Origin of the sequence: Xanthomonas sp. CFBP 7698 (genome assembly GCF_003600855.1) — a bacterium.
GTDB lineage: Bacteria > Pseudomonadota > Gammaproteobacteria > Xanthomonadales > Xanthomonadaceae > Xanthomonas > Xanthomonas cannabis.
The window spans coordinates 222,104-244,507 of the sequence record NZ_PRDN01000003.1 but is presented as its reverse complement, the minus strand read 5'-3'; the positions used below and the strand labels follow the sequence as shown (position 1 = coordinate 244,507).

At 68.1% G+C, this 22,404-nt stretch carries 22 protein-coding genes; 11 read left to right on the top strand and 11 right to left on the bottom strand.

The window, feature by feature from the left end; translation table 11 throughout:
• Nucleotides 1-3: 3 nt before the first annotated feature.
• The 5 genes from pcaG (at nt 4) to XnspCFBP7698_RS14810 (ending at nt 4,407) form a co-directional block, all read left to right on the top strand.
• Nucleotides 4-567, top strand: coding sequence for a protocatechuate 3,4-dioxygenase subunit alpha (gene pcaG, locus XnspCFBP7698_RS14830; protein WP_123137543.1), 564 nt, complete (start codon nt 4-6; stop codon nt 565-567).
• Nucleotides 568-855: 288 nt separating this feature from the next.
• Nucleotides 856-2,208 carry a 3-carboxy-cis,cis-muconate cycloisomerase gene (locus tag XnspCFBP7698_RS14825; RefSeq protein WP_123137542.1) on the top strand — a complete coding sequence of 451 codons (1,353 nt, stop codon included), beginning with the start codon at nt 856-858 and terminating at the stop codon, nt 2,206-2,208.
• A gap of 10 nt (nt 2,209-2,218) precedes the next feature.
• Complete coding sequence (gene pcaD, locus XnspCFBP7698_RS14820) at nt 2,219-3,001, top strand: 3-oxoadipate enol-lactonase (protein WP_047695504.1); 783 nt, start codon at nt 2,219-2,221, stop codon at nt 2,999-3,001.
• 23 nt (nt 3,002-3,024) lie between these two features.
• Nucleotides 3,025-3,411: a 4-carboxymuconolactone decarboxylase gene (gene pcaC, locus XnspCFBP7698_RS14815; protein ID WP_039408723.1), complete on the top strand. Its 387-nt coding sequence runs from the start codon at nt 3,025-3,027 to the stop codon at nt 3,409-3,411.
• A 69-nt stretch (nt 3,412-3,480) separates the two neighbouring features.
• Entirely contained in the window at nt 3,481-4,407 is a 927-nt protein-coding gene (locus tag XnspCFBP7698_RS14810; protein ID WP_147423598.1) for an alpha/beta fold hydrolase, read from the top strand.
• Between the two features lie 101 nt (nt 4,408-4,508).
• Here the strand turns inward: XnspCFBP7698_RS14810 and XnspCFBP7698_RS14805 are convergent, their stop codons facing one another.
• Complete coding sequence (locus tag XnspCFBP7698_RS14805; protein ID WP_123137541.1) at nt 4,509-5,369, bottom strand: IclR family transcriptional regulator C-terminal domain-containing protein; 861 nt, start codon at nt 5,367-5,369, stop codon at nt 4,509-4,511.
• A gap of 148 nt (nt 5,370-5,517) precedes the next feature.
• Between XnspCFBP7698_RS14805 and XnspCFBP7698_RS14800 the strand changes: the two genes are divergently transcribed.
• Nucleotides 5,518-6,375: a PA4780 family RIO1-like protein kinase gene (locus XnspCFBP7698_RS14800; protein ID WP_123137540.1), complete on the top strand. Its 858-nt coding sequence runs from the start codon at nt 5,518-5,520 to the stop codon at nt 6,373-6,375.
• A gap of 502 nt (nt 6,376-6,877) precedes the next feature.
• Nucleotides 6,878-7,825, top strand: a complete 948-nt coding sequence (locus XnspCFBP7698_RS14795; RefSeq protein WP_047695499.1) for an alpha/beta hydrolase — start codon at nt 6,878-6,880, stop codon at nt 7,823-7,825.
• Nucleotides 7,826-7,905: 80 nt separating this feature from the next.
• On the opposite strand, the gene XnspCFBP7698_RS14790 is transcribed toward XnspCFBP7698_RS14795, so the two are convergent.
• From XnspCFBP7698_RS14790 to XnspCFBP7698_RS14780, 3 genes are all read right to left on the bottom strand, one after another.
• Nucleotides 7,906-8,616, bottom strand: coding sequence for a DUF2490 domain-containing protein (locus XnspCFBP7698_RS14790; RefSeq protein ID WP_104579353.1), 711 nt, complete (start codon nt 8,614-8,616; stop codon nt 7,906-7,908).
• 656 nt (nt 8,617-9,272) lie between these two features.
• Complete coding sequence (mnmG, locus tag XnspCFBP7698_RS14785; protein ID WP_123137539.1) at nt 9,273-11,177, bottom strand: tRNA uridine-5-carboxymethylaminomethyl(34) synthesis enzyme MnmG; 1,905 nt, start codon at nt 11,175-11,177, stop codon at nt 9,273-9,275.
• A 576-nt stretch (nt 11,178-11,753) separates the two neighbouring features.
• Nucleotides 11,754-12,227 (bottom strand): hypothetical protein, encoded by a 474-nt coding sequence (locus XnspCFBP7698_RS14780; protein ID WP_123137538.1) that lies wholly within the window; start codon nt 12,225-12,227, stop codon nt 11,754-11,756.
• A gap of 158 nt (nt 12,228-12,385) precedes the next feature.
• Here XnspCFBP7698_RS14780 and XnspCFBP7698_RS14775 point away from each other — a divergent pair, with 158 nt between their 5' ends.
• The 3 genes from XnspCFBP7698_RS14775 to XnspCFBP7698_RS14765 are packed head-to-tail and all read left to right on the top strand — an operon-like array spanning nt 12,386 to nt 14,409.
• The gene (locus XnspCFBP7698_RS14775; RefSeq protein ID WP_123137537.1) at nt 12,386-13,345 is read left to right on the top strand and encodes a pyridoxal-phosphate dependent enzyme; all 960 of its coding nucleotides are present in this window, start codon (nt 12,386-12,388) and stop codon (nt 13,343-13,345) included.
• A complete protein-coding gene (locus XnspCFBP7698_RS14770) occupies nt 13,330-13,947 on the top strand; it encodes a YdcF family protein (protein WP_123137571.1) in 618 nt (205 codons plus the stop codon). Before XnspCFBP7698_RS14775 ends, XnspCFBP7698_RS14770 begins: the two co-directional genes overlap by 16 nt.
• Nucleotides 13,948-13,989: 42 nt before the next feature.
• Nucleotides 13,990-14,409: a nuclear transport factor 2 family protein gene (locus XnspCFBP7698_RS14765; protein ID WP_039415229.1), complete on the top strand. Its 420-nt coding sequence runs from the start codon at nt 13,990-13,992 to the stop codon at nt 14,407-14,409.
• 100 nt (nt 14,410-14,509) lie between these two features.
• Here XnspCFBP7698_RS14765 and lpxO read toward each other — a convergent pair whose 3' ends face one another.
• The 7 genes from lpxO to bioB form a co-directional block, all read right to left on the bottom strand.
• Entirely contained in the window at nt 14,510-15,415 is a 906-nt protein-coding gene (gene lpxO / locus XnspCFBP7698_RS14760) for a lipid A hydroxylase LpxO (RefSeq protein WP_039415240.1), read from the bottom strand.
• A gap of 191 nt (nt 15,416-15,606) precedes the next feature.
• A complete protein-coding gene (gene bioC, locus XnspCFBP7698_RS14755) occupies nt 15,607-16,491 on the bottom strand; it encodes a malonyl-ACP O-methyltransferase BioC (protein WP_123137536.1) in 885 nt (294 codons plus the stop codon).
• Between the two features lie 62 nt (nt 16,492-16,553).
• The gene (locus XnspCFBP7698_RS14750; RefSeq protein ID WP_123137535.1) at nt 16,554-17,336 is read right to left on the bottom strand and encodes an SDR family oxidoreductase; all 783 of its coding nucleotides are present in this window, start codon (nt 17,334-17,336) and stop codon (nt 16,554-16,556) included.
• Nucleotides 17,337-17,380: 44 nt separating this feature from the next.
• Nucleotides 17,381-18,142 carry a pimeloyl-ACP methyl ester esterase BioH gene (gene bioH, locus XnspCFBP7698_RS14745; protein ID WP_123137534.1) on the bottom strand — a complete coding sequence of 254 codons (762 nt, stop codon included), beginning with the start codon at nt 18,140-18,142 and terminating at the stop codon, nt 17,381-17,383.
• Nucleotides 18,143-18,306: 164 nt separating this feature from the next.
• Complete coding sequence (locus XnspCFBP7698_RS14740; protein WP_047695492.1) at nt 18,307-18,681, bottom strand: hypothetical protein; 375 nt, start codon at nt 18,679-18,681, stop codon at nt 18,307-18,309.
• A gap of 189 nt (nt 18,682-18,870) precedes the next feature.
• The gene (bioF, locus tag XnspCFBP7698_RS14735; RefSeq protein ID WP_123137533.1) at nt 18,871-20,076 is read right to left on the bottom strand and encodes an 8-amino-7-oxononanoate synthase; all 1,206 of its coding nucleotides are present in this window, start codon (nt 20,074-20,076) and stop codon (nt 18,871-18,873) included.
• Between the two features lie 500 nt (nt 20,077-20,576).
• Nucleotides 20,577-21,611 carry a biotin synthase BioB gene (bioB, locus tag XnspCFBP7698_RS14730; protein ID WP_104579345.1) on the bottom strand — a complete coding sequence of 345 codons (1,035 nt, stop codon included), beginning with the start codon at nt 21,609-21,611 and terminating at the stop codon, nt 20,577-20,579.
• A gap of 49 nt (nt 21,612-21,660) precedes the next feature.
• Here bioB and XnspCFBP7698_RS14725 point away from each other — a divergent pair, with 49 nt between their 5' ends.
• Nucleotides 21,661-22,386 (top strand): ComF family protein, encoded by a 726-nt coding sequence (locus tag XnspCFBP7698_RS14725; RefSeq protein ID WP_199680181.1) that lies wholly within the window; start codon nt 21,661-21,663, stop codon nt 22,384-22,386.
• Nucleotides 22,387-22,404: the final 18 nt, after the last annotated feature.

Below are 22,404 nucleotides of genomic sequence, written 5' to 3'. Positions count from 1 at the left end.
CCGATGAGCCTGCACGCCACCCCGTCGCAAACCGTGGGCCCGTACTACCGGCTCGGGCTGGAGCCGCTGTATCGCGACCAGCTCGCACCCGGGCACGTCGCCGGCACGCCCGTGCAGATCAGCGGTAGCGTCTTCGATGGCGCCGGCGTTCCAGTCGCCGACGCGGTGCTGGAGCTGTGGCAAGCCGATGCCGCCGGCATCTACGCGCATGCCGCCGATGCCCGTCATGCGGCGCACGCCCCCGGCTTCGACGGCTGGGGCCGCGTGCCCACCGATGCGCAGGGGCGTTTTGCATTCACCACCATCAAGCCGGGCGCCGTGGCCGGGCCGGATGGCCGCCAGCAGGCCGCGCACCTGACTGTACTGGTGTTCATGCGCGGCTTGCTGCGTGGCGCCTCGACACGGTTGTACTTCGCCGACGACCCGCAGCTGGGCACTGATCCCATCCTGGCCCTGGTGCCGGCGCAACGGCGTGCCAGCCTGCTGGCCCAGCCGCGCGGCGGCGGTGCCTACGCCTGGGACATCCACATGCAGGGCGATGCGGAAACCGTGTTCTTCCATTACTGACGCGCCCGCTGCCTGCGCGATGTCGTCGGTGCGATGGCGGGATGCCGGCGGTTCGCCGGGTGGTGCTTGCCCAGCACGGTGCCTGCGTGAACGGCATGTACGTCGTCACTTGCGTGCACCGCCTTCGCCAGCACGCGCAGAAGCGCCCGGCGGCGCGCGCATCAACACAGCGGCGCGCTGCATCACCGGTGTCGCTACCGGCTGCGGCGCGGCTCGCATTGCCCTAACGTCTAGTTGGCACCCCCCTGCTTCGGTGCCATGCTGCCGTCACGCCAAGAGAGGCAATGCATGAGCGCGACGTCGTTGCTGTTGGGATCCTTGTTTGGCGAGCCGGCGTGCGATGCCTTGTTCAATGATGCGGCGCGCGTGCAGGCCATGCTCCACTTCGAGTCCGCGCTTGCGCGCGCGCAGGCGCAGTGCGGTGTGATTCCTGCCGACGCTGCCGCGTCCATCGCAGCCGCCTGCGATGTGCAGCACTACGACATCGCCACCCTGGCGCAGGCCACCGCGCTGGCGGGCAACCCCGCCATTCCATTGGTCAAGGCGTTGACCGCGCGCGTCGCCACGCAGGATGCCGCCGCCGCGCGCTGGGTGCACTGGGGCGCCACCAGCCAGGACGTCATCGATACCGGCATGGTGTTGCAACTGCGCGCCGCGCTCGATCTGCTGCTGCCGCGCCTGCACGGCCTGTGTGGCGACCTGGCTGCACTGGCTGCCCGTGAGCGCGACACCGGCCTGCCCGGGCGCACCTTGTTGCAGCAGGCGGTGCCGGTGACCTTCGGGCTCAAGGTGGCCGGCTGGCTGGATGCGCTGCAGCGCGCGCAGCAACGCCTGCAGGCATTGCAGGACGATGCGCTGGTGCTGCAGTTCGGCGGCGCCGCCGGCACCCTGGCCTCGCTGCAGCAGCGCGGGCTGGACGTGGCGCAGGCGCTGGCCGCCACGCTGGCGCTGCCGCTGCCGGCCTTGCCATGGCACACCGCGCGCGACCGCATCGTCGAGGTCGGCTGCGCGTTCGCCCTGCTGGCCGGCACGCTGGGCAAGATCGGTGGCGATGTGGTGCTGCTGATGCAGTCGGAAGTCGGCGAAGCCTTCGAGCCGTCTGCTGCCGGCAAGGGGGGCTCGTCGGCGATGCCGCACAAGCGCAACCCGGTCTCCAGCGTGGCAGCGGTGGCCGCCGCCACGCGCGTGCCTGGGCTGGTGGCCACCTTGTTCAGCGCGATGGCGCAGCCGCACGAGCGCGCGGCCGGGCAATGGCATGCCGAATGGGACACCGTGCCGCAGATCGTCTGCCTCACCGCCGGCAGCCTGGCGCAGATGCAGGCCTGCCTGCGCGACCTGGAGCTGGACCGCGTGCGCATGCGGGCGCATCTGGACAGCCATGGCGGCGTGCTCTACGCCGAGGCGGCGGTGTTCGCGCTGGCCCCGCAGCTGGGCAAGCCGCAGGCCCACGCGCTGGTCGAACAGGCGGTGGCGCGCGCGCAGGCGCAGCAGCGGCATCTGCGCGAGGTGCTGGGCGAGGACGCACAGGTGAGCGCGGTGCTCACGCACGCGCAACTGCAGGCGGTGTTCGATACCGACAGCTGGCGCGGCATGTCCTCGGTCTGGATCGATCGCGTGCTGGCCGGTTCTTCTTCCCGCTGACGGTGCTCCGATGGCTTATCTCCAGTTGCCCACCCATCGCCTGCACTACCGCCTGGACGGTACCGAAGGACGCCCCTGGCTCACCTTCTGCAATTCGCTCGGCACCGACCTGCACATGTGGGACGTGCAGATCGACGCCTTCGCCCCGCACTACCGCATCCTGCGCTACGACCGCCGCGGCCACGGGTATTCGGACACGCCCGCCGGCCCGTACAGCGTGGCCGACCTGGGCCAGGACGTGCTGGCGCTGTGGGACGCGCTGGGGATAGAGCGCAGCGACTTCTGCGGCCTGTCCATCGGTGGCCTCACAGGGCAGTGGCTGGGCCTGCACGCGGCGCAGCGGCTGCGGCGGCTGGTGCTCTGCGCCACCGCGCAGAAGATCGGCAGTACCGCCACCTGGGAAACCCGCATCGAGCAGGTGCGCAGCGAGGGCCTGCCGATGCTGATCGATGCCACCTTGCAGCGCTGGTTCACGCCGGCCTTCGCCCTCAGCCATGCGCAGCGTTTGGACATGATCGCGGCCGCGTTCGTGTCCACCTCGCCGGCGGGCTACATCGCCTGTTGCCAGGCGGTGGCCGAGGCGGATTTTCGCGGCGCGCTGGACGGGCTCACCCTGCCGCTGCTGGCCCTGGCCGGCGACGACGACCCGGTTTGCCCGCCGCCGAATCTGCGCGAGATCGCCTACGCCGCGCCCGATGGTCATTACGCCCAGGTGCCCGGGCGACACATCTGCAACCTGGAATCGCCGGCTGCGTTCAATGACGCGGTGCTGGGCTTTCTCCAGGCCGATTGATCCTTCCCCCAACGAGGTCCCTCATGCACGAAGACGAGCGTTACCAGGCCGGCTTGCGCGAACGCCGACGCGTCCTGGGCGATGCCCATGTCGACCGCTCGCTGGCCGCACGCACCGAGCTGACCAGCGAATTCCAGGACCTGATCACCCGCTACGCCTGGGGCACCATCTGGACCCGCGACGGCCTGCCTGCGCATACCCGCTCGCTGATCACCCTGTCGATGATGGTCGCACTGGGCCACGACGAAGAATTCAAGCTGCACGTGCGCGCGGCGCGCAACAATGGCGTCACGCCCGAGCAGATCAAGGAAGTGCTGCTGCAGGCGGCCATCTACTGCGGCGTGCCGGCGGCCAACCACGCCTTTGCGCTGGCAACGCCGATCCTGCAGGAACAGGCTGCCGAGCGCTGAGGTGCGGCATCGCCTTGTACACACCCCGCGCTGCCTGCCGATGTCAGTGCGCCCATCACGAGACATAGCATGACGTTCCGACCCGCCTGCCTGTTCCTGCTCCTGCTGGTCTCGCTGGCCGCGCCTGCCCAACCGCAGCCCGGACCGGGTACCCGGCTGACCCAGGTGCGCGCCGACGATGGACAGTCACTGGCCGTGTGGTCGCGCGTGCCCGCGCAGCCGCGTGGCACGGTGCTGCTGGTGCATGGCCGCACCTGGAGTGCGCTGCCCAATTTCGACCTGCAGGTGCCGGGCGAAGCGCCCGATGCGCGCTCGGTGCTTGCCGCGCTGGCGCAGGCGGGGTTCGCGGCCTATGCGGTGGATCTGCGTGGCTATGGCGGCAGTGCGCGCGACCGCAGCGGCTGGAACACGCCCACGCGCGCGGTGGACGACGTGCAGCAGATCCTGGCCTGGATCGCCCGGCAGCATCCGGGGCTGCCGCCGCCGGCGCTGATCGGGTATTCCAACGGCGCGCGGGTGGCGCTGCTGCTTGGCCAGCAGCAACCGCAGGCGGTGTCGGCGCTGGTGCTGTATGGCTTCCCGGACGATGTCGATGCGCCAGCGGCCGCCACGCCGTCGCCGGCCCGGCCGCTGCGGGAACCCACCACCGCTGCCGCAGCCGGCGAAGATTTCATTACCGCCGGCGCCGCGCCGGCCCGCGTGCGGGACGCCTACGTTGCGCAAGCGCTGGCCGCCGACCCGGTCCGTACCGATTGGCGGGCGATGGAGCAGTTTGCGTTCCGGCCCGAGCAGGTGAGCAGCTTGCCGGTGTTGTTGCTGCGTGGCGTCGACGACCCCATCGCCACGCAGGCCGACAATGCCCATGTCTACGCGCGCCTGCGCAGCGCAGATCGCAGCTGGGTCACCTTGCCGCATGCCGATCATGTGGCGCATGTCGAAGACAGCCACGCGGCCTGGGTGGATGCGGTGGTGGGCTTCCTGCGCAGGCCGCGGTGAGCCTGCGTGGCGTGCGTGCGGGGCAGCGGTCCTGCGTGCGCACCGGCCATGCGCAACGTCACCGGCTTGCAGCGCCTGCGCCGGCACACCACCGGCTGTCTTCAGCTCAGCAACGCACCCAACCGCTGCGCGGCCTGTTTCAGAGGGTCCAGCCATTGCGTCTGCATGGTCTGCAGGCTGACGCGCCCGGCCTGGGCGCCGATGTTGAGCGCGGCGATCACCTCGCCGCGCAGATTGCGCACCGGCACCGCGATCGAGCGCAGCCCGATCTCCAGCTCCTGGTCGGTCAGGCACATGCCTTCGCGGCGCGCGCGCGCCAGCACCTCGAGCAGGGCCGAGGCCTGGGTCACCGTGCGATCGGTGCGCGGGCGCAGCGTGGTGCGTTCCAGGTAGGCCTGCATGGTGTCGCCGGGCAGGGCCGCCAGCAGCACCCGCCCCATCGAGGTGCAATACGCCGGCAACCGGGTGCCCGGGCGCAGCCCGATCGACATGATGCGCACCGTTTCCGCGCGTGCTACGTACAGCAGATCGTCGCCATCCAGCACGCCCAGCGAGCAGGATTCGTGCAACTGATCGCGCAGCGCGTCCAGCACCGGCTGCGCTGCGGCGGTCATCGACGACGACGCGGCATACGCACCGCCGATTCCCAGCACGCGCGGCAACAGGACGTAGCCACGGCCCTGCTCGCCGACATAGCCCAGCCTGGCCAGCGTGTGCAGCACACGCCGCACCGCCGCGCGCGAGATGCCGGTCTCCAGGCTGATCTGCGACATGGTCACTTCGCGCGCGTGCTGGGCGAACACGCTCAGCACCACCAGCCCGCGCCCCAGCGAGGTCATGAAGTCCGGGTCGCCCTGGGCAGCGGCGATCTGCTGCATCAACTCGTGCGGCAGACCGCGCTCGCTACCGGCCGCGGCCACGGCGGCGGGGCGTTTGCGGCGGCTGGTGGCAGGCTCGGGCATTGGGTCGCGTACGTGACAGGTCTTGTGCATGGTAAGCGCTTGCGCCAATGCATGCCCTCGGTCGCAGTGTGCGCTCCGGCATGTAAGCGCTTCACCCTGCTTGCCGCATAATCGGTGCTGACTTGTTTCGGATCGGTCCCCTTCGTCCATGAAAACCCCCACGGGCCTGCAGCCGCTGATCGACGACGGTGTCATCGACGAAGTGTTGCGGCCACTGAAGAGCGGCAAGGAAGCATCCGTCTACGTGGTCAGCGCCGGCGACGACATCCTGTGCGCCAAGGTCTACAAGGACATGGCCCAGCGCAGCTTCCAGGCGCGCGTGCAATACCAGGAGGGCCGCAAGGTGCGCGGCAGCCGTCAGGCACGCGCGATGGGCAAGGCCACCAAGTTCGGCCGCAAGGAAGCCGAGACGGCCTGGAAGAACACCGAAGCCGATGCGCTCTACCAGCTGGTGGATGCCGGCGTGCACGTGCCCAAGCCGCGCGGTTACTTCCACGGCGTGCTGCTGATGGACCTGGTCACCGACGCCGCCGGCCACAGCGCACCACGCCTGGGCGAAGTGGAGCTGGAGCCGGAACAGGCACGCGCCTTCCATGCCAGCCTGATCGGCGATGTGGTCAAGATGCTGTCGCTGGGCCTGGTGCATGGCGATCTGTCCGAATACAACGTGCTGGTCTCGCCCGATGGCCCGGTGGTGATCGATTTCCCGCAGGTGGTCAGTGCCGCGGGCAACAACGCCGCGCGCGACATGCTGCTGCGCGACGTGCACAACCTGCGCGATTGCCTGGGCCGCTTTGCGCCGGAGTTGCTGGACACCCACTACGGCGAAGAGATGTGGGCGCTGTTCGAGAAGGGCGAGTTGCGCCCGGACAGCGTGCTCACCGGCCGCTTCAAGTTCGACACCAAGCGCGCCGACGTGCGCGCCATCCGCGCCTCGATCGAAGACGCACGCCAGGAAAACCTGATCCGCCAGCAAGGCCGCGAAGCCGCTGCCGAAGACGACTGAGCACACTGCTCAGGCGTCTGAGCATCCTGCATCTTGGGCAGTAGGCGGCTTGCCGGATCGGGCAAGGGTGGTGCCCAACTGCAGCTGTCTCTGTATGTACGCGTCGCACCCGCACCGCGGCGTGCTGGGCCACTCCGGTGGATCTGCAGGTACCGCCGAAGCGGGCGTTTGGCGCATCATTGCAGACCTCACCCGCAGCGCACCGTTGCCGTCACTGCCGCTGTAGCAGTGACGGCCACGCATCGGTGTTGGGCGCATGGCCGCCATGCCGAACAGATGCTGTCCGGCCGCGGATTCGCAGACGTCGCGTGCATCGCGCAGGGGCGCGATGCGATGCAGCAAACACCGTCATGCGACTGGCCAGGCCGCGGTGAGAGCCCTCGTAAACAGTGGCGTTGGCGGGTGCCTGGACTGTTTCGCATGCTTGGTTATGCAAATGAATGGTGATGGCTCATAACAATCTGGCAAGCTCTGCACATCGCCCGCGCGTAATGGAGTCGCCATGTCCTTCGATCCAGATGTCGTCCGCCTGTTTGCACAGTTGCAGCAGAGCGGCGCGCCGCCGATGGAGGCGCTGCCGTTGCCGGAGGCGCGCGCAATGATGCGTGGCATGAGCGCGCAGCTCGGCTTTCCGGTGCTGCCGATGCAGGTACGCGACCTGCGCGCCGCCACTGCCGCCGGCGACGTGCCGCTGCGCCTGTACCGGCCGCCCGGCCTGAGCGACGATCCGGCGCCGACCTGTCTGTTCGTGCACGGTGGTGCCGGGGTGGTGGGCGATCTGGAGTCGCACGACGATGTGTGCCGGCAGTTGGCGGCGCGTGCCGGTTGCCAGGTGCTGGCAGTGGATTACCGCCTCGCCCCGGAACACCCGGCTCCGGCGGGCGTGGAAGATGTCATCGCCACCTTGCACTGGTTGGCGGCGCATCCGCAGCAGGTGGGTGCGGATCTGCGGCGGCTGGCGGTGGCCGGCGACAGCATGGGCGGCGCCATGGCCGCCGTCGTGGCACTGGTCGCACGCGATGCCGGCATTGCCCTGCGCTGCCAGTTGCTGCTTTACCCGCTGACCGATGCGCGCGAAGGCAGCGCAGAACATGCCTCACGCTCGACCAATGCCGACATTCCGCCATTGACTCGCGAGGCGGTGCGATTCTTCAACCAGCACCTCTTCAAGGATCCGGCAGTCATGCACGACTGGCGGATTTCGCCATTGCTGGCACCTGAGGTGGCAGGCGTTGCACCGGCGCTGATTGTGCTGGCCGAGCTGGACATCCTGCATGACGAGGGCGCGCGCTATGCCGACCGCCTGCGTGCGGCCGGCGTGGAGGTTACGGTGCATCGCTTCCCCGGCATGATCCACGGCTTCATCACCATGGGTGGCGTCATCCAGGCGGCCGAGACCACCGTGGAGCTCTGTGCCCAGACGCTGCGCAGACAGCTGTTGCCGGAGTAAGCGCGGCTGATGAAACACCTGCGCTTGCCGGCATGCGCAGCGCGCGCGTCGCGGCGCGCTGCTGCATCGTCCACGATGCGTCAGAAGTTGAAACGGAAGGTCGTCATCAGCACGTGGTTCTCGCGGTCCACCGCCGATGTGTTGACGAACTGGTTCAGATAGCCCACGTCCACGTTGGCGATGGCGTTGAATTTCCAGTTGATGCCAACGAATACACGGTTCTGGTCGATGCCGCGCCGTGCACCCCATTGCGTCTGATCGAGGTTGACGAACAACTCGTTGAACAGCACCCAGGACAGCTGCGGACTGAAACCGCTCGGGCGCGTGGCGCGGATCATCTGCCGCACGCGGTAGCCCTCATCGCTGAAGTCTTCGCGATGGCGCTGTTCCAGACGGGTGCGGCTGGTAATGGTGATGTCGGCAATCGGGTCGAACTGGTATTGAAATTGCCCCCACCAACGATTTTCGCGATTGGACGGCTGGCCTGCCGGGTGGCTGATGATGGTGTCGTACCCCATCCAGACGCTGGCCTTGGGATTGAGCCGATAAAACACGGCCGGGCGCAGGATCAACTGGTCGAACTGCTCGCCTTCCTCGCGCCAGCGCGGATGGACATCCATGCTCCAGTACAGGTTTTCAACCGGTAACTTGCCCTGCGCGTAGATACTCAGCCAATACCGGCCGTCTTCTTCCGTATTGGCGTGGGCCGAACTTACCGTGGCCAGCATCACCAGTAGCACAGGGCAGGCGATGCGAAACGTCGCGGTGATTAACGTGCTAAATGCGTTCATTTAGTTAAAATGTGTCGTCGTTGGCAAATCATAGCAATATCTTTTCTGTTCCCATGGACCATCTGGTCGGCAGATACCCCCGTTTTTCGCCTGCTTCTTCGTTATTCGGGATAGTTCATCGCATTGCCAGATATGACACCGGTATGCCGGTCTGTGGGCTGCCGTCGGCGCGCGGAGACAAGGGTCGTTTCATTCCTCGATCCGTGTTCGATACTGCATGACGGCCGCCAATCCGTAGATGACGGCGGTCGTGCAACACATTGCAGTAGATAAACCAATCGCGTTGCGAGGTGACGCGTCAGGCGTCCCACCAACGTCCCCGCGACGACCGCACGCTGATGCGGAAGCCCGTTGCTCAGGCATGCCGAGGCGTGGGTGATTGCTGCGCGGATGGCTGCCGCGGACTGGGTGATGCGCATGCGCGCGGGTGCGACACCCGGCAGCCGGCTCCACACCCATCAGGTGCGGAAGAAGCACGGCAGACGCAGCATTTGCTCGCCTGCCGCACAGGTTACGCAGGGGGGCGGCCCACCATCCGTCCGCCAGGCATCACGCCCTCCGCTCGTGGGCGGATCTTCACTGCCGCTCAGCGCCCCGCACGTTTGCCTGGGAAGTCCAGCAATCGCTGCCACCATCACCGCGGTCGCCCGGGCCGATCACGCCACCTGGCTGCGCCGCGCACGCTCCAGATGCACCAGCAGCAGCGAGATGGCCGCCGGCGTCATGCCCGGGATGCGCTGCGCCTGGCCAATGTGTTGCGGGCGCACGCGCTCGAGTTTCTGCTGCACTTCGATCGACAGCCCGCGTACGCCGGCATAGTCGAAACCTTCCGGAATGGGCGTGTTCTCCTGGCGTTGCTGGCGCGCGATGTCGTCGCGCTGGCGGTCCAGGTAGCCGGCGTACTTGACGCTGATTTCCACCTGTTCGGCGACCTGCGCATCGTTCACGCCCGGCCCCAGTGCAGGCACGCGCATCAGACTGGCGTAGTTGAGTTCCGGGCGCTTGATCAGATCCAGCACATTGGTTTCGCGGCTCAGCGACACACCCAGCGTCTGCGTCACCTCGCGCCCCAGGGCATTGCCCGGGGTGGCCCACAGCGCGGACAGCCGCGCGCTCTCGCGCTGCACGGCATCCTGCTTGGCCGAAAAGCGCGCCCAGCGCGCGTCATCGACCAGGCCCATGCTGCGGCCAACGCCGGTCAGGCGCGCATCGGCATTGTCTTCGCGCAGCTGCAACCGGTATTCGGCGCGGCTGGTGAACATGCGATACGGCTCGGTGGTGCCGTGGGTGATCAGATCGTCCACCAGCACACCCAGGTAAGCCTCGTCGCGGCGCGGCGACCACGCCGGCAGGCCATGCACGTGGCGTGCGGCATTGAGCCCAGCCAGCAGGCCTTGCGCGGCCGCCTCTTCGTAGCCGGTGGTGCCGTTGATCTGCCCGGCGAAGAACAGCCCGCCCACCGCCTTGGTTTCCAGCGAGGCCTTGAGCCCGCGCGGGTCGAAGAAGTCGTACTCGATGGCGTAGCCGGGGCGGGTGATGTGCGCGTTCGCAAAACCGTGGATCGAGCGCACCAGCGCCAGCTGCACATCGAATGGCAGCGAGGTGGAAATACCGTTGGGATAGATCTCGGTCACCTCCAGGCCTTCGGGCTCGACGAAGATCTGGTGGCTGGTCTTCTCGGCGAAGCGCACCACCTTGTCTTCGATCGACGGGCAGTAGCGCGGGCCGATGCCTTCGATCTGGCCCGAGTACAGCGGCGAGCGATGCAGTGCGCTGCGGATGATGTCGTGGGTCTGCTCGGTGGTCTGGGTGATCCAGCAGCTGACCTGACGCGGATGGTCGCTGCGCTGGCCCATGAACGACATCACCGGTAGCGGGTCGTCGCCGGGTTGTTCGGTCATCACACCGTAGTCGAGCGTGCGCCCATCGATGCGTGGCGGGGTCCCGGTCTTGAGGCGGTCGATCGCGAACGGGCGCTCGCGCAGCCGTGCGGCCAGCGTGGTGGCCGGCGGGTCGCCCATGCGCCCCGCCGCGTATTGGGTTTCGCCGACATGGATCTTGCCGGCCAAGAACGTGCCGGCGGTCAGCACCACCGACGGCGCCTCGAAGCGCAGTCCGGTCTGGGTGATGACCCCGCGCACGCTGTCGGCTTCGGTCGCGCCGTTGTGGATGATCAGATCATCTACCGCCGCCTGGAACACGGTCAGGTTGGACTGCGCTTCGACCATGCGGCGGATCGCGTTGCGATACAGGTTGCGGTCGGCCTGGCAGCGGGTGGCGCGCACCGCCGGCCCCTTGGAGGCATTGAGCGTGCGCCACTGGATGCCGGCCAGATCGGCCGCGTGCGCCATGGCCCCGCCCAGTGCATCGATCTCCTTGACCAGATGGCCCTTGCCGATCCCGCCGATGGCCGGGTTGCAGCTCATCGCGCCCACGGTTTCGATGTTGTGGGTCAGCAGCAAGGTGCGCGCACCGGTACGCGCGGAGGCCAGCGCGGCCTCGGTGCCGGCATGGCCGCCGCCGATCACGATGACGTCGTAGCGATAGAAAGAGTCGGACATGGGCGTGGGAACCAGGAGCAGAAGGAAGTTGGCGGCCGCGAAAGTATCGGCTGAAGGGCGAGCGAGGTCACTCGACGGGTAAAAGTGTGACGTAAGCCACATTTTAAAATACTGACCCTCAAGTTGGCATGTTTCGTGCGGATATCCCTACTGCACCCGTCGCGGCATTGCGACATGGGCGCAAAGGCTGGAATTGGAACAGGGGCCAGCCGCGCGTGCGACGGGGTAGCGTAAGGGTCGGTAGTCGGGGGACTGCCGACCCTTATTTTTTCTGCGTCGGTGGGTGCTGACAGAGGATCCAGGCATGCAGCGTCATCTCGAGCCGCCAAGCCAATGCCAAAAACATAAAGCCCCGGCATGCCGGGGCTTTATGCATTGGAGGCGCCGATATCCGACAGGGCCGGAACAGGGGGGATCCAGATTTCCCTGTCGGACATCGACATAAGTCGGTCAGTGGGCCGGGCCGGGTCAGAAGATGACGTGGCGGGTCACACAGAGCACCTAGCTTGCGACCAAGTGCCGGCTGAACGCAAGCCCCCAATATTGCCATTTGTGGGGCCTGTCGCAGTCAGCTTGTCACGGAATCTGCTCGCGCGTGTTGCGTGGCGCGGTTTGCCGCTGGATTTCGCGGATCACGCGCGGCGGTGCGCCAATGCGGGCCGGGGGCCGTGACGACGGGGCGCCGGTTGCCGGCGGGCGATTGGGTTGCTGCGGGCGCGGCCCGTTCGGACGGGGACCGTTGTTGAACGAGCCATTGGGACGCGGCGGACGGTACTGCGGGCGACGATCATTGGGGCGGTAGTAATACCCGCCGCTACGATAGACCGGGTAGACCGGGTAGTCGTACAGCCCGATACCGCCCGCGCCATACGGCACGCCGTATGGGCCGCCATAAGGACCGCCGTAGTAGGGCGAGTATCCCGGCGGATAGCGATACTGCACGGCGGGCGCGCCACGGTAGTAGCCGCCTGACCCGCCTCCGGTGTAGTCGTAGGTCGCACAGCCGCCCAGGGCTAGGAGCCCGGCGGCGAAGATCAGACGGAATTTCATGGATGGTGCCCTCCTGCAACCATGATGGCACTTTCGAGCCGATGCATTGAATCGGTCCTTAACTGTGCCGCAATGTGGCGCTTTGTCATCGATCCAGCATGCGCGGGCGGTGTGCGTGCGAGCCGTGAAGAGCAGGGCGATACGTTAATCTTGCAGGCATGATCGACACGGTTCCTCTCGTCCATTCCGATGTCCTGCAGGCCGCCGCGCGCATTGCCCCGCACTGCGCGCCGACACCGTTGCTGACCTCGCACAGCCTGGATGCGCTCTGTGGCGCGCAGCTGTTCTTCAAGGCCGAGCATCTGCAGCGTGGCGGCGCCTTCAAGTTTCGTGGGGCCTGCAACGCGGTGTGGTCGCTGCCGGACGCGCTGGCCCCGCGTGGCGTGGTGACCCATTCGTCCGGCAACCACGGCGCGGCGCTGGCCCTGGCGGCGCGTACCCGCGGCATCGGCTGCCATGTGGTGGTGCCCGAGGGCGCGGTGGCCGCCAAATTGGCCAATATTTCCCGGCACGGCGCCACGCTGTGGCGCTGTGCGCCGACCATCGCCGCGCGCGAGCAGCTGTGTGCCCAGGTGCAGGCCAGTGTCGGGGCGACCCTCGTGCATCCGTACACCGATCCGGCGGTGATCGCCGGGCAGGGCACGGCCACGCTGGAGTTGCTGCACCAGAGCGGTGGGCTGGACGTGATGCTGGCGCCGGTCGGTGGTGGCGGGCTGGCTGCCGGGGCAGCCCTGGCGCTGCAGGCCGCCCCCGGATGCGCGCTGGTGCTGGCCGAGCCCAGCGGGGCGGCCGACACCGCACGCTCGCTGGCGGCCGGGCAGCGCCTGGTCGACTTCATCCCCGACACCGTCTGCGATGGTCTGCGCGGCACCCTGGGCACGCCGAATTTCGCGCTGCTGCAGGCCGCTGGCGCGCAGGTGATCACCGTGGACGATGCCGCCGTGGTGCAGGCGATGCGGCTGATCTGGCAGGTGCTCAAGCAGGTAGTGGAGCCGTCGTCGGCGATCACGCTGGCGGCGCTGCTGGCCGACCCGGCGCGGTTTGCCGGCAAGCGGGTGGGGGTGATCCTGTCCGGCGGCAACGTCGACCTGGACGCAGTGCCCTGGGCCGCCGCGTGAGCAGGCGTCGGCGCGGGCTCGGCCTGTGGGGCTGGGGCTGGCGGTTATGCATGCTGGCGGTGATCTGGCTGGTGGCGGTGGCCGGGTGGATCGTGTGGGTGGGCGACCGCGACCAGGCCGCACCGGCCGATGTGATCATCGTGCTGGGTGCAGCCGCCTACGACGCACGTCCCTCACCGGTGTTCGAAGAACGCATCCGGCATGCGCTGGACCTGTACGCCCAAGGGTATGCACCGCGCCTGTTGTTTACCGGCGGCTTCGGCAACGGCGCGCGCTTTGCCGAGTCGCAGGTGGCACGCCGTTACGCGCTGCGTCACGGCGTGCCGCCGGACGCGATCGTGATCGAGACGGTCTCGCGCACCACCCGGCAGAACCTGGAACAGGCCCGCGTGCTGATGGCCCGCCATGGCATGCACCGGGCGATCATCGTCAGCGACCCGCTGCACATGGCACGCGCGCTGCGGCTCAGTCAGGAACTGGGCGTGGACGCGCTGGCCTCGTCCACGCCCAGCACACGCTTTCGCAGCTTCCACACCAGCTGGCGATTTTTGCTGCAGGAGGTCTATTACTTCCACCGCGACCTGGTGGTGCAAGGTCCGTGACCGCGGGCCTATGATGCGGCTTTCCCAGCGGCAGGTTCGAGCATGAGCGAGAGCAATCGACAACGCGCCACCGGCCTGGTCCAGGCCTATTACGAAGCATTCAACCGTGGCGATTGGGACGGCATGTTGGCGTTTTTGGCCGACGATGTTGCGCATGACCTCAACCAGGGGCCACGCGAGATCGGACGTGCGGACTTTGCCGCCTTCCTGCAGCGCATGAACGACAGTTACCGCGAGCAGTTGCGCGATGTCGTGATCACCGCCAGCGACGACGGCACGCGCGTGGGGGCCGAATACGTGGTGCACGGGGTCTACCACACCACCGACGAAGGCCTGCCGGAAGCCAACGGGCAGACCTACGTACTGCCGGGCGGGGCCTTTTTCGAGGTGCGCGAGGGCAAGATCACCCGCGTCACCAACTACTACAACCTGCAGGAGTGGATCGCGCAGGTGTCGCGCTGAATGCCGACTAGCGCTGCGTAGGAGCGCGCTTGCGCGCGATGCGGCATTCCCGGTAACGCCTCATCGCGCGCAAGCGCGCTCCTACGCGGTTGGTCCGGTATTACAGCAACACGATCCCGACCACCACCAGGATGAAGATGCTCCACTTGAGCACCTGGTAAAGAGGGTTGTTGCGTTCCTTGAGCGCCTTGGCCTTCAGCCGCGCGGCGTAGAAATACCGGAACACGCGGTTGATGCCGCCGGTCTTGTCGCCTTCCTGATTGGGTGAGGCACCGGCCGAGAGCAGGCTGCGGCCGACGAAGCGGTTCACTGCCGCCGCCCAGCGCCAGCGCATCGGGCGCTCGATGTCGCAGAACAGGATGATGCGGTCCTGGTCTGTGTCGTTGCGCGCGTAGTGGATATAGGTCTCGTCGAACATGGTCCACTCGCCATCGCGCCAGCTGTGGCGCTGGCCGTCGACGTCGATGAAGCAGCGGTCGTCGTTGGGCGTGGCCAGGCCAAGGTGCAACCGCATGGAACCGGCGAACGGGTCGCGGTGCGGGCGCAGTTCGCTGCCCGGCGGCAGCTCGGCGAACATCGCCGCCTTGACCGTGGGGATGGATTTGAGCAACGCGGTGGTCTGCGGGCACAGCTCGGCTGCCGACGGGTGCGCAGTGCCATACCACTTCAGATAGAAGCGCTTCCAGCCGCGGCGGAAAAACGAATTGAAGCCGATGTCGGTATAGCCGTCGGCGGCGCGGATCTTCTGCATCTGCTGCAGCGCCACCGCTTCGTCGCGGATCACCGGCCAGTGGGCGCGCAGCGGCGCCAGCTCGGGAAACTCCTTGCCCGGGTCGATGAACGGCGTGGTCGGCACGCGCGAACACAGATACATCAGCGTGTTGATCGGCGCCATGAAGGTGGAATGGTCCAGCAGCTGCCGGCTGAGCCGGTGCCGCACGCGACCGCGGTAATGGATGTACAGCGCCGATGCGATGAACAGCGCGATGAGGAGCCACTTCAACATGGGGAACGCCAATGGGGGCGGGGGGCCGCAACAGAGGGGAAGGCCGCCGGCGGGCAACGCCGGGCAGGGGAAGCCTTTAGCGGATGAATTCTACCGGGTGTGGCGGCTGCGCCCGGCCACTGCACAGCGGCGTCGGCGCAATACTGTGTGTCACCGGAACCGGCGCACGGGCGCGGCCACTGTGCACTGCCTCAATCGCGGCGGCGGCGGATCGGAATCGAGGCCAGCGGCACGCTGGCGACGTCATGCCCCTGTTCGCGGATGGGCGCGCCCGGCGCCGGAGCCCAGGCGTGTGCATAGATCACTTCCCAGGAGCTGGGCAGGGTGCCGTCGGGCCGGCGCAGCGGTTCGTAGGCGGCACTGGCGGCGGCAAAGCGGCCGCGTCCGGTCAGCGTGGCGCGGCGATTGCTGAGCGCGTTGGTGGCACCCATCGCCCGCAGCTCGCGCATCAGGGCGGGCAGGTCGTTGTAGGTGAGCGTGAACAGGTCGCGGTCCAGCACCGGGTCGCGGAAGCCGGACATCAGCAGGGCATCGCCGAACTGCGCGATCGGCGGGAAGCGGCTGACGTGCGGGGCGGGGTCGGCCTGGGCGAAGGCATCGCGCAGCTCGATCAGGGTCTCCGGGCCGAAGGTCGAGCACAGCAGCAGGCCGCCCGGCCGCAGGGCGCGGCGGAAGCCGGCGAACACCGCCGGCAGGTCTTCCACCCATTGCAGGCACAGATTGCTGAAGATTACATCCACGCTGCCATCGGCGACGGGGAGTGCGCGCGCATCGGCGCAGACCTGCGCAAACGGCTTCCACCACCCGGCTGCCTTGCGCGCCTGGCGCAGCATCGGCATGGCCTGGTCGAGCGCGATCACCTGCGCCTTGGGCCAGCGTTTCTTGATCGCAGCGCTGGCATGGCCGGGGCCGGCGCCGACATCCAGCACCACCTTGGGTACCTGTTCGCCCAGGTAATCGAGCGATTCGAGCAGGCGCGTTTCCACTTCGCGTTGCAGCGCGGCGGCGGCGGCATAACTGCTGGCGGCACGCGCAAACGCGCGCCGGACGTGGCGGGGGTCGAAAGTGCTGTTCATGCGGCGCTATTGTCGCCTCTGGGCGAGGCGGAGGGAATCGCTGGATGGGGCTGGGCGCGGCGCTAGAACGTGCCCGGATAACTGCCGCCATCGATGAGCAGGTTCTGCCCGGTGATGTAGCCGGCCTGCGCGGCGCACAGGAATGCGCAGACCGCGCCAAATTCGTCCGGCTCGCCAAAACGCGCCGCCGGGATACCCGCACGCTTGCGCTCGGCGACTTCTTCGAGCGTGCTGCCCTGCTGCTGCGCGATAGTGGCGAAGTTGCCCCGCAGGCGGTCGGTGGCGAACTGGCCGGGCAGCAGGTTGTTGATGGTGACGTTGTCGGCCACGGTGCTGCGCGCCAGCCCGGCAACGAAGCCGGTGAGGCCGGCACGTGCGCCGTTGGACAGGCCCAGGATGTCGATCGGCGCCTTCACCGCACTGGAGGTGATGTTGACGATGCGGCCGAAGCGGCGCGCACGCATGCCATCGACAGTGGCGCGGATCAGTTCGATCGGGGCGAGCATGTTGGCGTCCAGCGCGCGTAGCCAATCTTCGCGTTCCCAGTGGCGGAAATCGCCCGGCGGCGGGCCGCCGGCGTTGTTGATCAGGATGTCCACCTGCGGGCAGGCGGCGAGCGCGGCGCTGCGTCCCTGCGGCGTTGCGATATCGGCGACCACGCTGCGCACCTCGCCAGCGCCAGGAACTGCGCGCACTGCCTCGGCCGCATGCTCCAGCGCGTCGCGGCCGCGCGCGACGATGACCACGTTGACGCCTTCGCCGGCCAGGGCGCGTGCACAACCCAGCCCCAGTCCCTTGCTGGCGGCGCAGACCAGGGCCCAGCGGCCGGCGATTCCAAGATCCATGCGGTATGTCCTTGATCAGCGATGTTGCATGATCGGCGATCCGCTCACGGCACGGACGCAACGAAGCGTTGCAGTGCCTCGCTCACTTGATCGGCGTGACCGAGAAAGGGGGCGTGGCCACCGCCGGCAATGGTGAGCGCCTGCGCATGCGGGGTGAGCGCAGCGGCGGCATGCATGCCGGCGGCAGGCACCAGGCGATCGCGCTGGCCGGCAATCCACAGGCTGGGACGTGCAAGCTGCGGCAAGGCGCGGCGCAGGTCGGTGCGTTCGAGCAGGGTGAGCCCCTGCTGCAAGGCCTCGGGCGCCGGTTCGCCGCGTGCGGTGAGCGTGTCGCGCAGGCTGCGCAGTTCGCTGCGTGCATGCGCCGAGCCGAGCGTGTCCAGCGCCAGAAACCGCTCCAATGTGCCGCGGTAATCGCGCGTCAACTCTTTGCCGAATTGCACGAACACGTCGCGCTCGACTGCGTCCGGCCAGTCGCTGCCCCGCACGAAACGCGGCGTGGCCGCGATCATCGCCAGCCCGCGCACCTGCGGTTGGGTGGCGGCGGCATGCAGCGCAAACAGCCCGCCCAGCGACCAGCCCAGCCACACCGCAGGCGGGGTGGCGGCGGCAATGGCCGCGACCACATACGGCAAGGCCAGTGGCGTGCTGTCGTCGCGACTGAATCCGTGCCCGGGCAGGTCGACCAGATGCAGTTGATAGTGCGGTGACAGGCGCTCGACCAGCGGCGCGAACACCCCGCCGTGCAGTGCCCAACCGTGCAGGAGAACCAGCGCAGGCCCATGGCCGATGACATCGATATGCATGGGCGCATTGTCGCCGATTGTTGCGTGCCGATACGCGTTGATCGCGGCGGGTTGGTGCTGCGACAGGGCTCAGAAATACTGGATGGTGGTGGTCTTGTCGCCGATTGCAGTGTGCCGATCGGCGCTTGGGTATTCAGGGGCGGCGCTGCTGCTGCGCGTCGGCGTCAGTGCGAGACGGCTGCACGCAGCGCGCCGATCTTCGGGGCCAGCAACGCCCACTGCGTGCGCGCGTAGCCGCGCCAGCGCCAACGCGCCGGCCAGCGCCAGCGCCGTACACGCCGCGCCTGGATCGCCGCGGCCAACCACTCGGGATCGAATCCGTCCCACACGCCGGCCACGCTGCGCAGATTGCCGATCAGCACCGGGTGCACCTCGTGCAACAACATCGTGCGCAACTGCATCAGGGTGAACGGCGAGGCGGCCAGCACGTACGCGATGCCATCGTCGTCGCGACTGTCGGTATCCAGATACAGCAGCGACAAGGCTTCCCATACGCGGCGCTGCGCCGCCGAGGCTGTGTGTGGTGTCGCCGGCGGCATGTCAGTGAAAAGAGGCCATCGATGGCGAACACGCAAACGCTGCATCACCGGTGCGATGCATGCTGGGCCGGTTGCAACGGAGAATCGGCGCGCGCTTGCCGCCCGCCGCGCGCGCCTGGTGCAGGCGATGCATTGGTCGGGTAACCGCTGCTGCTTCCAGCGCAGGCCATGCAGGAACTGCGGCTCGCCTCAGGCAGAGGCACGCAGCGGTTGCCGGCTGACCACGTCGCGCGCCTGCACGATCGCCTCGATCAGCGCCTGCACCTGCTGCGGGGTATGCAGGGCCGACAGGGTCACCCGCAGGCGTGCCTTGCCCTCGGGCACCGTGGGTGGGCGGATTGCGCCGACCATGAACCCCGCCTGCTCAAGGGCGGCCGACATCGCCATCACCGTGGCTTCTTCGCCGCACAGCAGTGGCTGGATCGGGGTATCGGAGGCCATCAGTTCGAACCCATGCCGGCGCGCGCCATCGCGGAAGCTGCCGATCAGTTCGACCAGGCGCGCACGCCGCCAGTCGTCGCGACGCGCCAGGCGCACTGCGGCCAGGGTTGCGGCGACCTGCGCCGGCGGCAGGGCCGTGGTGTAGATGTAGGGGCGCGCGGTTTCGGCCAGGTGACGGATGAGTGCCTCATCGCCGACCACCACCGCGCCATAGCCGCCCAGCGCCTTGCCCAGCGTCACCAGCTGCAGCGGCACTTCGGCCACGCCCAGCCCGGCATCGGCCACGCAGCCGCGCCCCTGCGGGCCCAGCACGCCAACTCCGTGCGCATCGTCGACGTAGAACACGGCCTCCTGCATGCGTGCCACCAGGCTCAACGCGCGCAGCGGCGCCACATCGCCATCCATGCTGAAGACGCCGTCGCTGGCCAGCATCGCCGCGCCCTCGGGGGCACCCTTGAGCTGGCGCATCGCGCCTTCCACATCCAGATGCGGATAGCGCCGCAGCCGGCAGCCGGCCAGGCGCGTGGCATCGAGCAGGCTGGCGTGATTGAGCCGGTCCTGCACGCAGACATCGTCTTCTTCGCTGAGCAAGGCCTGCTGCACGGCCAGGTTGGCGATGAAGCCGCTGCCGAACAGCAGCGCTGACGGATACCCCAGCCACTGCGCGATTTCGCGCTCCAGCGTCTCGTGTGCGGTGTGGTGGCCGCAGATCAGATGCGAGGCGGTGGCGCCGGCACCATCGCGCGCGGCCGCGTCCTGCAAGGCGGCCACCACTTCGAACTGCTGCGCCAGGCCCAGATAGTCGTTGGAGCAGAACCCGGTCAGCCAGCGACCATCGATCTCCAGGCGCACGCCATCGCGGCGACCGACCTGGCGGCGTACCCGTACCCGTTCCTGGGCGAGGCGTAACTTGCGCAGCGACGAAATCCGTTCGTGCAGATCGGGGCGAGCCATGGGGAGTCGACATCGAAAAAGGTCCGCTAGCGTAGCGTGCCGCGGTCACCTCGCCCAGCCGACACCGACAGCCGGTGCAGTGTGATGGCCCGTGGCGTCGGGGTGCTGGAAAGCGCGTGCAAGCCCGGCGGCGGTTGCCGGAGGCCTCGCGCATCAAGGCGGTCTGTGACCGCTCAAGGTCCACGACAGCGGCAACGGCGAACCGGCGGGGCGCAGTGCGATGGGGTGATCGATTGCGTCGCGCTGTCCGCGGCGCGCTTTTGCCACGGTGCGGATGATCGGGTGATGGTGCTTGTACCCGGCTCCACGCATCCGCTGGTTTGAGGGCCGGTCCTGCGTCCGGCGTCAGTGCGGGATGGCGATGGGCCGATCAGGCGCTGCCGCAGGATCGGCTGCAGGTAGGCGCTGTCTCCAACGCAACGCCTGCCGCAGGCCCCGCCGATCGCCGCAGGACGGCTCAGGCGCGGTGCGGGCTTATCCCACGATGCGGCGCTGCGCGGTCATGCCGCGCGTTCGCAGGCCTGGCCGCAGGTGATGTCCGCATGCACGGTGCCGGGGTGGTCGTGGTCGGCGGCATCGACAGTGATCTGCATCGGGCGCAGGCCCAGGCGCTGGAACAGGGCCTGGTCACGTTCGGTGTCCGGGTTGCCGGTGGTGAGCAGTTTTTCGCCGTAGAAGATCGAGTTGGCGCCGGCCAGGAAACACAGCGCCTGCAGCTCGTCGCTCATCGCTTCGCGGCCGGCGGACAGGCGCACCATCGATTTGGGCATGGTGATGCGGGCCACGGCGATCATCCGCACGAACTCGAACGGATCCAGTTGCTGGGTGCCATGCAGCGGCGTGCCGGCGACCTGCACCAGCTGGTTGATCGGCACCGAATCCGGGTGCGCCGGCAGCGTGGCCAGTGCCAGCAGCAGGCCGATGCGCTGGTCGCGGGTTTCGCCCATGCCGACGATGCCGCCGCAGCAGGTCTTCAGGCCCACGTCGCGCACATGCTCCAGGGTGTTGAGCCGGTCCTGGTATTGGCGGGTGTGGATGATCGAGTCGTAGTAATCCGGCGCGGTGTCCAGATTGTGGTTGTAGTAGTCCAGCCCGGCGTCTTTCAGCGCGCGCGCCTGGCCGGCGTCGAGCATGCCCAGCGTGGCGCAGGTCTCCAGGCCCATGGCCTTGACCTCGCGGATCATCGCGGCCACCTTGGGGATGTCGCGCTCCTTGGGCGAGCGCCAGGCAGCGCCCATGCAGAAGCGCGAGGCGCCGGCCGCCTTGGCCTGGCGCGCCTTGGCCACGACCTCTTCGGTCTCCATTAGCTTCTGCGCGGTCACGCCGGTGTCGTAGCGCTGCGCCTGCGGGCAGTACGCGCAATCTTCCGGGCAGCCGCCGGTCTTGACCGACAACAGCGTGGAGACCTGCACCTGCGCCGGATCGAAATGCGCGCGGTGGACGCTGGCTGCGTGATGCAGCAACTCGGGGAACGGCAGATCGAACAGCGCCTGCAGCTCTTTGCGATCCCAGTCATGGCGGACGACAACAGACATCGGAGTTTCCTGACAGTCAGCGGCTTGGAAGCCAGGCAGTCTGGTGAGCATGGAAGAGGCTGTCAACTTCAATGGGGTGGGATCGGTTTACAGGTGGCCGCAGCGGGTATTGCGGTTTCTGCTGCCAAGCCTGTGCCTGGTCTGTGCCGAGGCGGGCGTGGCCGACTGCGATCTATGCCCGTCTTGCCGCGCCGCGCTGCCGGAGCACGGCCACGCCTGCCTGTGCTGCGCCAGCCCGCTGTTCGCGTCCGATGGTGTGGCCTTGTGCGGGCAGTGCCTGCAGCAACCCCCGCCGCTGCAGCGCGTGCATGCCTGCTTTACCTACCGCTGGCCGGTGGATGGCCTGCTGCGGCGCTTCAAGTTTCACCAGGACCTGGCGGCGGGGCGTCTGCTCAGTGAGCTGATGGCCAGGCGCTGCGCCGGCCTGCCGCGGCCGCAGGCGTTGGTGCCGGTGAGCCTGCACCGCCAGCGCTTGCGTCAACGCGGTTACGACCAGGCGCTTGAGTTGGCCAGGCCGCTGGGCCGCGCGCTGCGCCTGCCGTGTCTGCCGTTGCTGCGGCGGGTGCGTGCAACTGCGCCGCAATCCGAGCTGGACGCAATCGAGCGGCAGCGCAATGTGCGCGACGCATTCGTGGCGCGTGGCGCGTTACCGGCGCATGTGGCGCTGGTGGACGACGTGATGACCACCGGCGCCACGCTGCATGCGGCGGCCAGGGCCTTGCGGCGCGCGGGCGTGCAGCGGGTGGATGCATGGGTGTGCGCGCGGGTGCCGTGATCGGTGTGGAGGCGGTTT

Bases quoted from the DNA above. Each gene is read 5' to 3' on its own strand.
- pcaD (WP_047695504.1), top strand. From the start codon at position 2,219: ATGGCTTATCTCCAGTTGCCCACCCATCGCCTGCACTACCGCCTGGAC.
- bioB (WP_104579345.1), bottom strand. From the start codon at position 21,611: ATGTCTGTTGTCGTCCGCCATGACTGGGATCGCAAAGAGCTGCAGGCG.
- XnspCFBP7698_RS14780 (WP_123137538.1), bottom strand. From the start codon at position 12,227: ATGAAATTCCGTCTGATCTTCGCCGCCGGGCTCCTAGCCCTGGGCGGC.
- XnspCFBP7698_RS14825 (WP_123137542.1), top strand. From the start codon at position 856: ATGAGCGCGACGTCGTTGCTGTTGGGATCCTTGTTTGGCGAGCCGGCG.
- XnspCFBP7698_RS14750 (WP_123137535.1), bottom strand. From the start codon at position 17,336: ATGGATCTTGGAATCGCCGGCCGCTGGGCCCTGGTCTGCGCCGCCAGC.
- lpxO (WP_039415240.1), bottom strand. From the start codon at position 15,415: ATGTTGAAGTGGCTCCTCATCGCGCTGTTCATCGCATCGGCGCTGTAC.
- pcaG (WP_123137543.1), top strand. From the start codon at position 4: ATGAGCCTGCACGCCACCCCGTCGCAAACCGTGGGCCCGTACTACCGG.
- XnspCFBP7698_RS14740 (WP_047695492.1), bottom strand. From the start codon at position 18,681: ATGCCGCCGGCGACACCACACACAGCCTCGGCGGCGCAGCGCCGCGTA.
- bioF (WP_123137533.1), bottom strand. From the start codon at position 20,076: ATGGCTCGCCCCGATCTGCACGAACGGATTTCGTCGCTGCGCAAGTTA.
- XnspCFBP7698_RS14765 (WP_039415229.1), top strand. From the start codon at position 13,990: ATGAGCGAGAGCAATCGACAACGCGCCACCGGCCTGGTCCAGGCCTAT.
- XnspCFBP7698_RS14790 (WP_104579353.1), bottom strand. From the start codon at position 8,616: ATGAACGCATTTAGCACGTTAATCACCGCGACGTTTCGCATCGCCTGC.
- mnmG (WP_123137539.1), bottom strand. From the start codon at position 11,177: ATGTCCGACTCTTTCTATCGCTACGACGTCATCGTGATCGGCGGCGGC.
- XnspCFBP7698_RS14725 (WP_199680181.1), top strand. From the start codon at position 21,661: ATGGAAGAGGCTGTCAACTTCAATGGGGTGGGATCGGTTTACAGGTGG.
- bioH (WP_123137534.1), bottom strand. From the start codon at position 18,142: ATGCATATCGATGTCATCGGCCATGGGCCTGCGCTGGTTCTCCTGCAC.
- XnspCFBP7698_RS14795 (WP_047695499.1), top strand. From the start codon at position 6,878: ATGTCCTTCGATCCAGATGTCGTCCGCCTGTTTGCACAGTTGCAGCAG.
- XnspCFBP7698_RS14775 (WP_123137537.1), top strand. From the start codon at position 12,386: ATGATCGACACGGTTCCTCTCGTCCATTCCGATGTCCTGCAGGCCGCC.
- XnspCFBP7698_RS14805 (WP_123137541.1), bottom strand. From the start codon at position 5,369: ATGCCCGAGCCTGCCACCAGCCGCCGCAAACGCCCCGCCGCCGTGGCC.
- pcaC (WP_039408723.1), top strand. From the start codon at position 3,025: ATGCACGAAGACGAGCGTTACCAGGCCGGCTTGCGCGAACGCCGACGC.
- bioC (WP_123137536.1), bottom strand. From the start codon at position 16,491: ATGAACAGCACTTTCGACCCCCGCCACGTCCGGCGCGCGTTTGCGCGT.
- XnspCFBP7698_RS14800 (WP_123137540.1), top strand. From the start codon at position 5,518: ATGAAAACCCCCACGGGCCTGCAGCCGCTGATCGACGACGGTGTCATC.
- XnspCFBP7698_RS14810 (WP_147423598.1), top strand. From the start codon at position 3,481: ATGACGTTCCGACCCGCCTGCCTGTTCCTGCTCCTGCTGGTCTCGCTG.